This window comes from Ruegeria sp. AB6, from assembly GCF_056542685.1.
Genome location: NZ_JBQGAD010000002.1, coordinates 534,091 through 548,594 on the forward strand (window position 1 = coordinate 534,091; position 14,504 = coordinate 548,594).

Consider the following 14,504-nt stretch of genomic DNA (forward strand, 5'->3'; position numbering starts at 1 on the left):
CAAGTTACAAGGGAACCCGTGATCACACGGTCCAACACAAGGGAAAAGATACATATGGCGGGCAACAGCGGTGGCCCCTGGGGGGGCGGAGGCTCCTCGGGCGGCGGAGGAAATCGGGGTAACAACGGGAACGGGCAACGCCCACCCGAAGGCGATGGCCCGCAGATCCCCGAGATCGACGATCTGGTAAAAAAGGGGCAGGAACAGCTGCGCGTCCTGATGGGCGGTCGCGGCGGTTCGGGCCGAGGAAGCAATGGCAAGGGCGGCGGCGGTGGTCCGCTGTTTACGAAGGGGACCGTGCTTATCGGTCTCGTCGTTGGTGCTGTGCTTTGGGGCGCGGCCAGCTTTTACACCGTCAAACCCGAAGAACAGTCGGTTGAACTGTTTCTGGGCGAATTCTCATCGGTCGGAAATCCCGGCCTGAACTTTGCCCCTTGGCCGTTTGTCACCGCCGAGGTTATCCCGGTCACTCGGGAACAGACCGAAGACATGGGCGGAACACGCGGCAGCGACGATGGGTTGATGCTGACCGGGGACGAAAACGTGGTCGATATCGACTATCAGGTCGTCTGGAACATCAGCGACCCCGCCAAGTTCCTGTTCAATCTGCGCGATGCGCGTCAAACGATCCGTGCGGTGTCTGAGTCGGCCATGCGTGAGATTATCGCACAAAGTGAGCTGGCACCGATCCTAAACAGGGATCGTGGTGTAATCGCAGAACGCCTGCAAGAGCTGATCCAATCGACAATGGACAGCTATGATTCCGGCGTAAACATCATCCGTGTGAACTTCGACAAGGCCGACCCGCCGCAGGACGTGATCGCCGCCTTCCGCGACGTTCAGGCCGCGGCGCAGGAACGTGACCGTCTGCAAAATGTGGCGGACGCTTATGCCAACCGCGTGTTGGCGGAAGCGCGCGGTGAAGCCGCGCAGGTGCTGGAGGAGGCTGAAGCCTATCGCGCCCAGCAGATCAACAGCGCCATGGGTGAGGCCAGCCGCTTTAGTGCGGTTCTGGAAGAGTATTCCAAAGCACCCGACGTAACCCGGAAGCGCCTCTATCTGGAACGGATGGAGCAGGTTTTGGGTGACGTGGACAAGATCATTCTGGACGAAAACTCGACCGGTTCGGGGCAGGGCGTTGTGCCGTACCTGCCGCTAAATGAACTGCGCCGCAATTCTGGGCAGGAGAGCAACTGATGCGTAAATCACCAATTATTCTAGGTGCAGTTGTCTTGTTGGTAGTGGGCATCCTGTCCTCTATTTTCATCGTGGATGAACGTGAACGGGCGTTGGTCCTGCAATTCGGACGCGTGGTTTCCGTCAAGGAAGAACCCGGTTTGGCCTTTAAAATCCCGCTGATTCAGGAAGTTGTGCGCTATGACGACCGTATCTTGTCGATCGACGTGCAACCGCTTGAAGTGACGCCTCTGGACGATCGCCGTTTGGTGGTCGATGCCTTCGCGCGCTACCGGATTTCGGATCTGGAGCAGTTCCGTCAGGCGGTCGGTGTCGGCGGCATTCCGGTGGCAGAGGATCGTCTGGACCGTATCCTCCGCGCTGAAACGCGGGAAGTGCTGGGGTCGGTCTCGTCCCGTGACATCCTGAGCTCCGACCGTGCAGCGTTGATGCTGCGCATCCGCAACAGCGCGATTGCCGAAGCGCGGGCGCTGGGCGTGAACGTGATCGACGTACGCCTGAAGGCGACGGATCTGCCGCAGGCAAACCTGAACGCAACCTTCGATCGGATGAAGGCCGAGCGGGAACGTGAAGCGACCGACGAACGTGCCCGTGGTAACGAGGCCGCCCAGCGTGTGCGCGCACAGGCCGACCGGACCGTGGTTGAACTGGTGTCGGACGCCAACCGTGAGGCCGAGATCATCCGCGGTGAGGCTGACGCCGAACGCAACGCTATCTTCGCCGAAGCCTTCGGCAAAGACCCGGAATTCTTCGAATTCTACCGCTCGCTGTCGGCATATGAACGTGCGCTGGGCGGTGGCAACAGTTCGATGGTGCTGAGCCCGGATTCCGAGTTCTTCAACTACCTCAAATCGCCTACAGGGCAGGCAGCCCAGTAATGGGTATGATCTTTCTGGCCTTCGGGCTGGTACTGATTGTCGAGGGGCTGGCCTATGCGCTGGCCCCTTCGCTTATTGAACGCATGCTGGAAGCGCTGCGCAGCCTGCCCGAACAGGCGCGGCGGCTGGCCGGATTGCTGTGCGTGGTCTCGGGTTTGGTGCTGCTTTGGGCCGCGTATCAGGTCGGGTTTTAATACAGCCTTTTCACTTGCCGGTGATTTCCCCGCGATCCTCAGTTGCGGGCTTGGCCAAACCGACTACATTGGTTGTCAAGAAGGGCCGCCTGCGGGCGATCCACCGTGTAGTGACGACAAGGAGTTCCCAAGTGCAGGCACAAGCGCGCAGTATTTCCGTCCGGCGGGACGAGGTTGTTGGTTTCATGCGGCTGATGTGGTTGGCCATTGCCGGGATGGTTCTGGTTCTGGCCCAAACCGTCGCCGCGCAGGCGCGCGGGGAAAGCCTTGCGCCTCTGGCCGAAAAGATCAGCCCGGCGGTGGTGAACATCACCACTTCAACCTTGATCGAAGGGCAATCCGGGCCGCAAGGCATTGTGCCCGAGGGCTCTCCGTTCGAGGATTTCTTTCGGGAGTTTCAGGATCGAGAGGGTGATGACGACAACCGCCCGCGCCGCAGCAACGCGCTGGGTTCGGGTTTTGTGATTTCCGAGGATGGTTTCATCGTCACGAACAATCACGTGATTGCCGAAGCCGATGAAATCCTTGTTGAATTTTTCCCCGGCGACGGTCAACCCAAGAAAGAGCTGCCTGCAAAGGTCATCGGCACTGATGAGAAAACCGATATCGCACTGCTTAAGGTCGAGGCCTCAGGGCCACTGCAATATGTGCAGTTCGGTGATAGTGATGTGGCACGTGTGGGCGATTGGGTGATTGCGATGGGCAACCCGCTGGGTCAGGGCTTTTCGGTTTCAGCCGGGATCGTCTCGGCCCGCAATCGTGCGCTGAGCGGGTCCTACGACGACTACATCCAGACCGATGCAGCGATCAACCGGGGCAACTCGGGTGGGCCGCTGTTCAATATGGATGGAGAGGTCATAGGTGTGAACACAGCGATTCTGTCGCCCAATGGTGGCTCAATCGGGATTGGTTTCTCGATGGCGTCGAATGTGGTGATCAAGGTCGTGGATCAACTGCGCGAGTTTGGTGAGACCCGCCGTGGTTGGCTGGGTGTACGCATTCAGGACGTGACCGAGGATATGGCCGAAGCCATGGGTCTGGAAAAGCCCGGCGGTGCGTTGATCAGCGATGTGCCGGACGGCCCAGCCAAAGAGGCTGGCCTGCTGGCGGGCGATGTGATTCTCAGCTTTGATGGTGTTGAGGTTGAAGACACGCGCGGTCTGGTGCGGCAGGTCGGTGAAACTACGGTGGGCAAATCTGTCCGCGTAGTTGTGCACCGTGATGGCGGCACGCAGACCGTTCTGGTGACATTGGGCCGCCGTGAGGATGCCGAGCGTTCCGGTGGGAGTGAAGAAGAACCTGCAGAGGAAGCTCCGGTCGAGGAAGACGCGGATATTCTGGGCCTGACGATCTCACCGTTGACTGAGACGCTGCGCACCGATCTGGAATTGGATGCTGACGCTGAGGGACTGGTTGTAACAAATGTGGATGAAGCCTCGGAAGCTTATGCCAAGGGCCTGCGGGCGGGTGATCTGATCACCGAAGCCGGTCAGCAGAAGGTCGCGTCGATTCAGGATCTTGAGACGCGCATGGACGAAGCACGCGAAGCGGGCCGCAAGTCGCTGTTGCTGCTGGTACGGCGTGGTGGCGATCCACGTTTTGTAGCACTTAGCCTGGGCGAATAACCTGCCTTTCAGATTGCAAGAATGGCCGGGGTCTGCACCCCGGCCTTTTTTTTCATACACCGGAAATGAGAAGAGCCGCACACCGGGGAAGGCGTGCGACTCTGATACAGGGAGAGGTCAGTGGACAGATATCGGGGATGATTCTCTGACCTCCTACGGTAACAGTTATGAAGATAGCCTTAACGACTACACAGGTATGTGAAGCAGGTCACAGCGGATCAGATAAGATCGGAATCCGCCAGTTCTCGAAGCGCGTCAAAGTCGTGGATCATCAACCCGCCCCGCGATGCCTCGACCACCTTGTCGCGCTTCCACGTCGAGATGGTCTTCGATACGGCCTCGCGCGTGGCGCCGACAAACTCGGCCAGCTCGCTTTGCGACAGGGACAGACGGCTTGAGGGGTCCTCTTGCAGGTCGGTCAGGTGCAGCAGCTTGCGGGCCAGACGGATCGGCATGGGCAGGAACACCTGTTCGTTCAACTGCGAGCCCATCCAGCGCATCCTGAGACCGGCCAGACGGATCATATCAACTGCCAAATCCGGGTGTTGTCGGATTTGGTCCATCACATCTGTACGCCGCACCCGCAATACGCGAGAAGGCTCGGCGGCGGCAATGGTCGCTGTACGCGGACCGCTGTCGAACAGCGCTATCTCACCAAAAACTTCGCCGGGTTTCATCAGGGTCAGCGACAGTTTGCGACCGCTCATCGCCAGAAAGGACACTTCGAGCGTACCGGCGAGAATGGCGTAGAGCGCATCGCCCTCATCGCCCTGTTCAAACAATGTCTCGCCGTCATCAAGCGAGATTTCGGTCGCCTGTGCCGACAGCATCGCGCGCAGACGGTCGGATGCTTCGGCCAGAAAACCGGTATTGGGAAAGGCCGTCATGTGGATGTGGTGCTCCGGCTGGCAGGTGTGAGTGGTGTCACAACTTTCCACAGCAACGGCGATTAGCCAAGGATTTTATGTAGTTTTACGGAATCTACGGCCTATTGCTGGTCAGGATCGTCCATATAGGTCTGCAACATGCTGAACTGGAGCATGAGAAAGACCATTAGTGCGATCGGAAAACCAAAGGTTTCGATTTTGACCCACAGATCGGTCGACATGGTGCGCCAGACGAATTCATTGGCGACGGCCAGCACTGCGAAACAGGCACACAGCCGGCGTGTCAGAATCATCCAACCTTCGTGGCGCATGGGCAGCATCTCGTCCAAAACATAGGCGAGGTAGGATTTCTTTTGCAGCAGACCAATGCCGAGGATCAGGGCGAAAAAGCCATAGACCAGGGTGGTTTTCATTTTGAAGAACCGCTCGTCATTGAACCATGCGGTCAGGCCGCCGAAGAAGATCACCATGAAAGCGGTGAAGATCTGCATCCGGCTGAGTTTTCCGGTCAGGAACCACAATATCCCCATTGCGCCCAGCATAAGTGGGACGAAGATGATCGTTGCGACGATAAAGCCGGAATATTCCGTTCCTGCGAATTGGAAGCTGTCGTCGCGCAGGCGCAAATAGATGAAGAAGAAAGCCAGCGGCGGGCCAAGCTCCAGCACCTGTTTCAGAAACGGGTTGATCTCATTCTTGCCTGTCATGTCGGTTTCCTGCTGTTTACCCGCCCATTTCAACTATTACGGCGCCGAGTGCAATCAATGCCATCAGTGCGATGCGTCTGGGGCCAACGGTTTCTTTCAAAACCAGCCAGCCAATAAGCGCTGCGAAGACGGTTGAGGTTTCACGAAGGACAGCTGCTTCGCCGACTTTATCCAGACGGGTGGCGAGCATGATCGAACCGAAAGACAGAGGTGCAATGATACCGCCAGCCAGCCCGCGCAGCATCAAAGGGCCAAGCGCGGGGCGGTGGATCATCGCGCGCCATCTGAGGAAGGCATAGAAGGGTAGCGTGGCGCCGTCGATCATGAAGAACCAGGCGAGGAAGGTGAACGGGTCGGCGGTGGCGCGGATGCCATAGGCGTCATAGGTCGTGTAGAGCGCGACGAACAAACCGGTCGCGATGGCCAGCGCCAAGGCGATGCCCAGCGTTTCGCGGTTGGTTTCGAGAAACCGGAAGTTATAGGCGGCCAGTCCGAAAATCCCGCAAAGCAGGACAGCCACACCGAGCCATTGGGTGCCGGTGAAGGTTTCGTCAAACAACAGGTAAGCGCCAATCACGGTGAACAGTGGACCGGTGCCGCGCACGACCGGGTAAACCACTGTGTATGAGCCTTTGGTGTAGGCCAGGGCCTGAAGGATTTTGTAGAGGATGTGGATCAGCCAGACGACTGCGAATATGGGCCACATAAAGGGTTCGGGCCAAGGCACGACGAAGAGGGCAAACGGGGCCGCCATAAGGCAATAGCAGGCGTCAATCACCCCGCGCGACATCCAGGGATCGTGGCGCCCTTTTTGCAGCGCGCCAAAGGCTGCGTGCAGGAAAGCGGCTGACAGCGCAAGCGCCAGGGCGAGCCTGTGGCCCGCTTCGGTGCCTTCAAGGGAGATCAGCCAGTCGCTCAAATTTCGGTCTTTGTTTTGGCGGAGAAGTGGGGGGCTGTCTGCCCCCCCCACGCCCCCCGAGGATATTTTTGGCCAGATGAAGCGGCGGATCAGCTTTGCAGGCCGGTGAGGGCGGCGGCGAATTCTTCGGGGTCGAACGGGGCGAGGTCGTCGATTTGCTCTCCGACGCCAATGGCGTGGATGGGCAGACCGAATTTATCCGCCAGCGCCACCAGAACCCCGCCTTTGGCGGTGCCGTCGAGCTTGGTCATCACCAGACCGGATACATCAGCCAATTTCCTGAAGGTTTCGACCTGGCTGAGTGCGTTCTGGCCGGTGGTGGCGTCCAGTACCAGCAGGGTGTTGTGAGGGGCGCTGTCGTCGACCTTGCGAATGACGCGGACAATTTTTGCCAGTTCCTCCATCAGGTCGGCGCGGTTTTGCAATCGGCCAGCGGTGTCGATCATCAGAAGGTCTGCGCCTTCGTTCCGAGCTTTGGTCAGGGCGTCAAAGGCCAGCGACGCCGGGTCCGAGCCTTCGGGGGCGGTCAGAACCGGGACGCCTGCGCGGTCGCCCCAGACTTGCAATTGTTCGACGGCGGCGGCGCGGAAGGTATCCCCCGCGGCGATGACGACTTTTTTGCCCGCGGCTTTGAACTGGCTGGCCAGCTTGCCGATGGTGGTGGTTTTGCCCGAACCGTTGACACCCACAACCAGCACGACCTGCGGGCGTTTGGGGTAAAGCGGCATGGGCTTGGCCACGGGTTCCATCACGCGGGCGACTTCCTGTGCCAGCAGCTGCTTGATTTCCTGCGTAGACAATTTGCGTCCAAAGCGCCCCTCGGCCATGTTCGAGGTGACACGCAGGGCGGTATCGACGCCCATATCCGAGGCGATCAGCAGCTCTTCGAGCTGTTCCAGCATGTCATCGTCCAGGGTGCGACGGACAACGGTTTGGGACTCGGACCGGTTGAACAGGCGGCTCAAGACGCCTTTGGGCTGGGTTGGTTCGGGCGCGGGTTGTGCGGCAGGTTCAGGTGGCGCGGTTTCGACCGGTTGTGGCGTGCGTTCAGGTTCGGGCGGTGCGGAGACGGGTTCAGTTTGCGGTGCAGGCTCAAGTGGGCTGGGCTCGGGTGCAGCCGTTTCCTCTCCGCCATCGTCGACGATTGCATCCAGCCCCTGTTCGAGGCGGGACGAGGATTTGAACAGCTTGTCTTTGAGCTTTGAGAAAAACGCCATTTTTGGTCTCCGCAGGTGTTCCTTTCACCTAATGCGGATTTGCGGCAGTTGCAAAGGGTCAGAGAAAGGCGATCAACAGACTGGCCTGTGCGCCCCAGTATAGCGGCCAGACCAGATAAGGGGTCATCCGCAGGGCCGGGTGATTGGCGGGCAGCAGGAATTTCTCGGTCGCAAGGATCAGGTCCGAGGCGATGAAGGCCAGCGCGGCGGGCAGCGCCCAACGCAAAGCGCCGGTGTCGGGCAGGGCCAAAACAGTGACACCCATGCCCAGAATGATCGGGATATAGCCCAGTACCGGTAGTTTGAGATCCCCGGCACGTGGGGCCAGAAGAGTTGCCGCGACGATACCCAGCAGGATCAGGGACCAGAATAGGCCGGGGTGAGTTAAAATCAGGCTGGTATCGCTGCTGGGATGCGACAGAAACAGTGCGATATAGGCCAGGTGTCCGGCTGCAAAGGCACCGATCCCTGCCATGAACGTTGCGTCGGTTTCGCGCGACAACAGCGCGTCTCCGATGGCGCAGAGGCTCAGTGCGGCGATCAAAAGGAGTGGCGCCTCAGACAGCAGGGCGATGACGGCAAGGCTGGCGACCGAGGCTGTTTTCAGCACCGACCTAAGTGTGTTGGCCGGGCGAGGCGCCAAGGGCAGATAGGCCAACGCGCAGGCAGCAGCGACCAGAAACAGCGCAGTTGTCATTCAAGTGTCCCTTTTTTCGTCCAGCTTCATCGGGAATGCGTCCGCAACTCAACCCATGACGTTAAGGCAGCCTGTCCTGACAGATTGGTAATTGGCATTGCCGGTTGGCATCTGACATCATACGGACATGATCAGGCATGTTGCGATTCTTCTGGCTATGTCCGCGCAGATGGCGGCGGCGCAATCCGCGCTTTCGGGGGCTGAATTTGACTCGTATACGCAGGGTAAAACCTTGTTCTACGGCTTTGAGGGGCAGGTTTACGGGGTCGAACGTTATTTGCCCAACCGACGCGTGATCTGGTCCTTTCTGGACGGAGATTGCAAGGAAGGCGTCTGGTACGAGCAGAATGACCAGATTTGTTTTCTGTACGAAGACCGGCTGGACCCGCAATGCTGGGTGTTTGTCGAATCCGGCAGCGGCTTGATTGCTCAGTTCGAAGGCAACCCCGAGCAGACGGAGCTGTACGAGGCCGAAGATATCGATGAGGAGATGGTCTGCCTCGGCCCCGAGGTTGGCGTTTGAGCGAGACCTAGAACAGTGAACCCTGATCGGGTGGCGCTTTTTTCTGCGATTTCTTAGCTGGTGACTTTGCTGTGGACGACATGCCCGTCGCTAATATGCCGTCGGCGAATTCGATCTCAAGCGCGGTATGTTTTGCCGCCTGTTTCCGGGTTGTCACCACCTCGCCCTCGGCGCGCACCACGGCATAGCCCCGCTGCAACGTGGCCTTGTAGCTGAGTGTTTCTCGAAGCCTGTCCGTGGCTTCTAACGTCTGTCGCATCCGGTCCAAACGCGTGGTCTGGGCGGTGTTCAGACGCTCGGTCAAGCGGGTCAGGGTTTGCCGTTGAGCGTCAATGTCGCGCTGAATAGGGCGCAAGGACAGGCGGGATGACAGGTTGCGCACCGCCTCCTGCCGTGAGGACACCAGATTTCGCAGGGTCGAGGGGCGCAGATGGGCCGACAGTTCCACAACTTTGATGCGTCGCGCTTGAACACCACGTTCCAAAGCCGGGGTCAGGCGATCGGCAATCAGATCAAGACGTTGACGCGGTGTGTTCAACAGGCTGTCGGGGCGCGGTAACGCCCGGGACAGGTCGCGCAGGCGTTGGCTGCGGCGCTGCACGGCGTCGGTCGCAGCGCGGGACAGGCGCGCGTCCTGTTCGCCGGTCCAGGCCAACAGTTCCATCCGCACGGGCACGGCCAGTTCGGCGGCTGCGGTGGGCGTCGGCGCGCGACGGTCCGAGACATAGTCGATCAGTGTCGTATCCGTTTCGTGCCCCACGGCTGAGATTAGTGGGATGTCTGAAGTCGCAGCCGCCCGTGCGACGGCCTCTTCGTTGAAACCCCACAGGTCCTCGATCGACCCGCCGCCGCGGGCGACGATGATCAGGTCTGGGCGCGGCAGGGCGCCTCCGGGGGTGAGTTGGTTGAAACCGTTGATCGCGTTGGCAACCTCGGGCGCGCAGTTCGATCCTTGCACGGCGACAGGCCAGATCAGCACCTTGCGCGGGAACCGGTCGCGCAGGCGGTGAAGGATATCGCGGATCACTGCGCCAGATGGTGATGTCACTACGCCGATGATCTGCGGTAGATAGGGCAGGGGTTTCTTGCGTTCAGGCGCGAACAGCCCTTCGGCCTCTAGCTGTTTCTTACGCTTTTCCAGCAACGCCATCAGTGCGCCTTGGCCTGCGACGGCGACCTCATCGACATTCAGGTTGTATTTCGATTGCGCGCCAAACGCGGTGAGACGCCCGGTTACGACGACCTCAAGCCCTTCTTCGGGCACCACGGACAGTCCCGAGATCTGACCCTTCCACGTGGTGCAAGCCAGCACGTTCCGGTCATCCTTGATATCATAGTAAAGATGGCCCGAGCGCGCCTTGAACACGCGCCCGACCTCACCACGCACACGGATTCGGCCAAAGGTGCTTTCCAGTGTGCGTTTTACCTCGCCGGAAATGTCGGAAACACTGTATTCAGGTGTGTTTTGGCCGGGAATGGGATCGTCAAGCAGGTCGGACATTTCAGCGCCTTGTGTCAAATGCCCACCCAGCTTAGAACGCGCGGAAGGCGAGGCCAAGCAGATCGGAGAGCAGTCATGAATATCCTCATTCTCGGGAGCGGTGGACGCGAACACAGCCTAGCCTGGGCGGTGATGCAGAACCCCAAGTGTGACCGTCTGATCGTCGCGCCGGGCAATGCCGGAATTGCTCAGATTGCCGATTGCGCGGCTCTGGACATCGAAAATGGCGGCGCTGTGGTCAGCTTTGCCGAGGAAAACGCAATTGATTTCGTGATTGTCGGCCCCGAGGCCCCCTTGGCGGCTGGGGTTGCCGACCGCCTAAGCGAAGCGGGTGTTCTTGTCTTTGGCCCCTCGGCTGCGGCGGCGCAGTTGGAGGCATCAAAGAGTTTTACCAAGGAAATCTGCGACGCCTCGGGCGCGCCGACGGCAGCCTATGGGCGCTTTACCGAGGCCGAGCCCGCCAAGGCCTATATCCGCGAACAAGGCGCGCCGATTGTGGTCAAGGCCGATGGTCTGGCCGCCGGCAAGGGCGTGATCGTGGCGATGGACGAGGCGACCGCGCTGGAGGCCATCGACGACATGTTTGGCGGGGCTTTTGGCGGGGCCGGGGCCGAGGTGGTGATCGAGGAATTCATGGAGGGCGAGGAGGCCTCGCTTTTCGTGCTGTGTGACGGTGAGGATATCCTGTCGGTCGGCACCGCGCAGGACCATAAGCGCGTAGGCGAGGGGGATACCGGGCTGAATACAGGCGGGATGGGAGCGTATTCTCCGGCTCCGGTCCTGAGCGCCGAGGTCGAAGCCCGCGCGATGGAAGAGATCATCAAGCCGACCGTGGCCGAGATGAAAAAGCGCGGGATGCCGTTTCAGGGGGTTCTCTATGCGGGTTTGATGATCAAGGACGGGCAGCCGCGACTGGTGGAATACAATGTGCGCTTTGGCGATCCCGAATGTCAGGTGCTGATGATGCGCCTGGGCGCGCAGGCGATGGATCTGATGCATGCCGCAGCCGAGGGCCGTTTGCGTGAGGCGCAGGTGAACTGGGCCGATGATCATGCGCTGACCGTTGTGATGGCGGCTCAGGGATATCCGGGGTCTTACGAGAAGGGCAGTGTTATTGGCGGTCTGGACGGGCTGCCCGAGGACAGCAAGAACATGGTCTTTCATGCCGGGACCAAGGCTGCGGATGGGCAGGTATTGGCCACGGGTGGTCGGGTTCTGAACGTCACCGCTCGGGGCGAGACATTGCAGGACGCGCGCGACCGGGCATATGCGATGGTTGATGGGATTGACTGGCCCGGCGGGTTCTTCCGTCGTGATATCGGCTGGCGGGCTTTGTGATCTGATTTCCGGGCTGCGCCTGTCTCGATCTTTTTTAGCGAGGGGCCAGCTCCTCGCGCTCCCCGGGATATTTGGGGCCTGATGAAGGACGGATCAGCAAGTGAGTGCGTTTGTTAGGTCACTGCGCTTCTTGAGGGGGCCAAGGTTGTTGGTTTGCCAGCCGTCTAGATAAGAAACGCCGACGATGGTGCTCCAGTCGGCGCTGGCGACGACCATCTCGAGGCCGGTGCCGCAAGCGCGGATGGCGCTTGAGATGAAAGCCTCTCCAATTTTGTGGTTTGTCAGACCGCGCAGTGCCGCGATTTCGGTCAGAGTGCCATCTTTGAAGCGCCAGATGCGCAGGGTTTTGGCCAGGTGAGGGCGGTCGATATAGGCGATCTCGACGTAGCCGTCGCCGTCCAGATCGGCCGCGCCGATCGGTGCGAGCCAGCGGAAACGGGTGCCGATATGCGGGGTGGCGGCGATCTTTTCCCCGTGCGCGTTATAGATGGCGAGTTGCGCGCCTGTATCCTTTTGGGCTTCGACAACCAGAACTTCGAGCGTGCCGTTTTGATCAACGTCCGCCAACCGGGGCGCTAGATCTTCGAAAACACGGTCCTCGGGCAGGCGGATGGTCAGGGCAGATCGTTCCTTAGCGCCCGTCGAGCCTTGTGTGGCAGGCGTGTTTTCTATGGTAAGCTCAAGTGTTCCATATTCGATCTGATCCCCCAGAACGCCATGAGGATATCGGGTCGTGGGTTCGGTATAACGAGCCGCGACAATCGTATCTGCAATGGCAGGGGCTGTTGTGACCAACCACAAGCACATTGCCATAAGCGCGCCGCGAGACCTGCCTTGCCAGAGGCGAGAGAGTCGGCGCGGCGCTTTGGAGATCATCAGATCTGTTTCTCGGGCATCTGAACGACCAGACCGTCCAGCGCGTCGGTGACTTTGATCTGGCAGGTCAGGCGGGACCGCTCTGGGTCGGGCTCAAACGCAAAGTCCAGCATGTCCTCTTCCATGTCGTCTTTGGCAGGCACCTTCTCGACCCAATCAGGGTGGATATAAACATGACAGGTCGAGCAGGCGCAGGCGCCGCCGCAATCGGCCTCGATGCCGGGGATGTTGTTGTCACGGGCCCCTTCCATGACGGTCAGTCCGTTGGCGACCTCGACAGTGTGCTCGGTACCGCCATGCTCGACATAGGTGATCTTTGCCATTGCGTGCGTCTTCCTTTTACGATGTTCGAAACCTTCCTTAGTCAAGCCATTTAGGTCTTTCCACCCTCATTTGCGACTCGGGATGCCGCGACTGGACATTCCTGTGATATGTTCTATTTTTGTTCTCATGCTTGTTGCCCCTGTTCGCAATGCAGTTTCAAACCGAGACTGGCCGCGCCCACCCGCTTGCCTGCCAGCCAATCGGCTGGACGATCCGCCCGATCATGCGCGTGTGACCGTGGCCGGGCTGGTGATCTTGCGGCAGAGGCCGGGTACAGCCAAGGGCGTGATCTTTCTGACGCTGGAGGACGAAACCGGCATCGTGAACGTGGTTGTCTGGCGCGCGATGTATGAACAATTTCGCCGGGCGGTGATCTCGGGCCGGTTGCTGCGGATCACGGGGCGGATGCAGCGGGCGCATTCCGTAACCCATGTGATCGCGGAAGAGATCGAAGATATCTCGGCCATGTTGGACGTGTTGGTACGGGGGGAGGGGCAATCGCCCCAAAGCAAGTGAGAAGAAAACACCCAGACGTCATGGTTTTGCCAAGGTTGAATGTAATTCAGTCACCAGTTTGACGGGTATTACATTATGAAAAACAAGTATTTGTACCGCGTATTTCGACTACGTCGGCTGATATTTCTTAGTTTGATTCTTTTGTTCGTGCCATGGGCTGTGGGGACGCAGGTATTTGGTCATTCCGCACTTTTGGCGGGTCCGAAAATGCAACTCGTGACGGCCTTGTTTGGTGTATTTGCAATCATGTTACTGGTGCTCATTTATCCGCGGGTCTGGTGGGAGACGGTCACAACGGCCTTAGTGCTTGGTATGACCCTAATGCTCTTGCCGGTGATTGAGATGCTGCCCGACCTTGCGCCAACGCAAAATCAAGGGAAGGCAACAGCCTGGACGATTATCGGAACGGTTCTGGTCAGTTTTTTCTTATGGCTCGGCCTGAACTGGCTGCCCAGCGTTTTTCTGCATGTTCCCCTTGGTTTGCGGGAATGGAAGTCGCGCGCCAGATACCCCATCCCTGCACAGCGTGCCTTTGACATTCTGAAGACAGCACCTGACAGCTATAGCGGAAAATACAAAACCGGCCCGGTGGGGGATGATGGGTTGTTCACGGTCTCGATGAACATGAACACGGTAAATCCCGACACCTGGGACCCGGAGAACATGGAAATGCTCTATAAATGCAAGATCGAGCAAGAGAGCGGTACGAGTCAGGTTATTTCGACGTATTATATGGTTGAAGGAGAGGCCAACGTGGATGTCGAACGCTTGACTGTCCGCGGCGAAGGGCAGACCGCGATATGTGAGACAGTGACAATCAGAAGCCGACGAAACCTGTACGAAGATTTGGGTTTTTGGGTGCAGGATTTCGGAGCGGACCGTTTGCATGCTAGATTGGATGCCGCCGAAGGTCTGTCCTCGATTGCGCTGGTCGACTTGCCGTATGTGTCGCCATTGGTCGGGCTTGCGCGGTTTTTCGAGCAGTTTAATGAAGATCCGCCTGGTAAAAGCGGCGGATCGATTTAGCACTCTGCCGACTACCGCTTGTCCCGGTGGTTCTTGGACATGCCGACATACGGTACACGGCCCGCCTGAAACTTACTCC

At 59.1% G+C, this 14,504-nt stretch carries 16 protein-coding genes; 8 read left to right on the top strand and 8 right to left on the bottom strand.

All coding sequences use genetic code 11. The features are described from left to right. The first annotated feature begins 54 nt into the window (after positions 1-54). The 4 genes from hflK to ACR0DB_RS06795 all read left to right on the top strand — a co-directional run bounded on the left by hflK (position 55) and on the right by ACR0DB_RS06795 (position 3,894). Complete coding sequence (gene hflK / locus ACR0DB_RS06780; RefSeq protein WP_170788449.1) at positions 55-1,197, top strand: FtsH protease activity modulator HflK; 1,143 nt, start codon at positions 55-57, stop codon at positions 1,195-1,197. Next, entirely contained in the window at positions 1,197-2,075 is an 879-nt protein-coding gene (gene hflC, locus ACR0DB_RS06785; protein WP_170788450.1) for a protease modulator HflC, read from the top strand. The genes hflK and hflC overlap by 1 nt, the downstream gene beginning before the upstream one ends. After that, positions 2,075-2,269, top strand: a complete 195-nt coding sequence (locus tag ACR0DB_RS06790; protein ID WP_480549663.1) for a DUF2065 domain-containing protein — start codon at positions 2,075-2,077, stop codon at positions 2,267-2,269. The genes hflC and ACR0DB_RS06790 overlap by 1 nt, the downstream gene beginning before the upstream one ends. Positions 2,270-2,454: 185 nt before the next feature. Next, on the top strand, positions 2,455-3,894 hold the full coding sequence (locus ACR0DB_RS06795; RefSeq protein ID WP_170769838.1) for a Do family serine endopeptidase: 1,440 nt from the start codon (positions 2,455-2,457) through the stop codon (positions 3,892-3,894). Between the two features lie 218 nt (positions 3,895-4,112). On the opposite strand, the gene ACR0DB_RS06800 is transcribed toward ACR0DB_RS06795, so the two are convergent. From ACR0DB_RS06800 to ACR0DB_RS06820, 5 genes are all read right to left on the bottom strand, one after another. Beyond that, positions 4,113-4,781, bottom strand: coding sequence for a Crp/Fnr family transcriptional regulator (locus ACR0DB_RS06800; protein ID WP_480549665.1), 669 nt, complete (start codon positions 4,779-4,781; stop codon positions 4,113-4,115). Positions 4,782-4,882: 101 nt separating this feature from the next. Continuing rightward, entirely contained in the window at positions 4,883-5,488 is a 606-nt protein-coding gene (locus tag ACR0DB_RS06805) for an inner membrane-spanning protein YciB (RefSeq protein WP_170769384.1), read from the bottom strand. A gap of 16 nt (positions 5,489-5,504) precedes the next feature. After that, a complete protein-coding gene (locus ACR0DB_RS06810) occupies positions 5,505-6,407 on the bottom strand; it encodes an EamA family transporter (protein WP_170769385.1) in 903 nt (300 codons plus the stop codon). Positions 6,408-6,496: 89 nt separating this feature from the next. Further along, complete coding sequence (gene ftsY / locus ACR0DB_RS06815) at positions 6,497-7,624, bottom strand: signal recognition particle-docking protein FtsY (RefSeq protein WP_480549667.1); 1,128 nt, start codon at positions 7,622-7,624, stop codon at positions 6,497-6,499. A gap of 58 nt (positions 7,625-7,682) precedes the next feature. Continuing rightward, positions 7,683-8,321: a lysoplasmalogenase family protein gene (locus tag ACR0DB_RS06820; RefSeq protein ID WP_480549669.1), complete on the bottom strand. Its 639-nt coding sequence runs from the start codon at positions 8,319-8,321 to the stop codon at positions 7,683-7,685. A 127-nt stretch (positions 8,322-8,448) separates the two neighbouring features. Here ACR0DB_RS06820 and ACR0DB_RS06825 point away from each other — a divergent pair, with 127 nt between their 5' ends. After that, on the top strand, positions 8,449-8,844 hold the full coding sequence (locus ACR0DB_RS06825; RefSeq protein WP_480549671.1) for a hypothetical protein: 396 nt from the start codon (positions 8,449-8,451) through the stop codon (positions 8,842-8,844). A gap of 7 nt (positions 8,845-8,851) precedes the next feature. On the opposite strand, the gene xseA is transcribed toward ACR0DB_RS06825, so the two are convergent. Further along, entirely contained in the window at positions 8,852-10,345 is a 1,494-nt protein-coding gene (xseA, locus tag ACR0DB_RS06830) for an exodeoxyribonuclease VII large subunit (protein ID WP_480549673.1), read from the bottom strand. A gap of 75 nt (positions 10,346-10,420) precedes the next feature. On the opposite strand from xseA, the gene purD reads away from it, so the two are divergent. Continuing rightward, complete coding sequence (gene purD / locus ACR0DB_RS06835) at positions 10,421-11,683, top strand: phosphoribosylamine--glycine ligase (RefSeq protein ID WP_480549675.1); 1,263 nt, start codon at positions 10,421-10,423, stop codon at positions 11,681-11,683. A 93-nt stretch (positions 11,684-11,776) separates the two neighbouring features. Here the strand turns inward: purD and ACR0DB_RS06840 are convergent, their stop codons facing one another. Then, complete coding sequence (locus ACR0DB_RS06840; RefSeq protein ID WP_480549677.1) at positions 11,777-12,496, bottom strand: FG-GAP repeat domain-containing protein; 720 nt, start codon at positions 12,494-12,496, stop codon at positions 11,777-11,779. A 62-nt stretch (positions 12,497-12,558) separates the two neighbouring features. Beyond that, positions 12,559-12,882, bottom strand: coding sequence for a 2Fe-2S iron-sulfur cluster-binding protein (locus ACR0DB_RS06845; protein ID WP_170769391.1), 324 nt, complete (start codon positions 12,880-12,882; stop codon positions 12,559-12,561). A 127-nt stretch (positions 12,883-13,009) separates the two neighbouring features. On the opposite strand from ACR0DB_RS06845, the gene ACR0DB_RS06850 reads away from it, so the two are divergent. Both ACR0DB_RS06850 and ACR0DB_RS06855 read left to right on the top strand, forming a co-directional pair. Then, positions 13,010-13,399, top strand: a complete 390-nt coding sequence (locus tag ACR0DB_RS06850; protein ID WP_480549679.1) for an OB-fold nucleic acid binding domain-containing protein — start codon at positions 13,010-13,012, stop codon at positions 13,397-13,399. A gap of 75 nt (positions 13,400-13,474) precedes the next feature. Next, positions 13,475-14,425, top strand: a complete 951-nt coding sequence (locus ACR0DB_RS06855; protein WP_480549681.1) for a hypothetical protein — start codon at positions 13,475-13,477, stop codon at positions 14,423-14,425. The last annotated feature ends 79 nt before the right edge of the window (positions 14,426-14,504 follow it).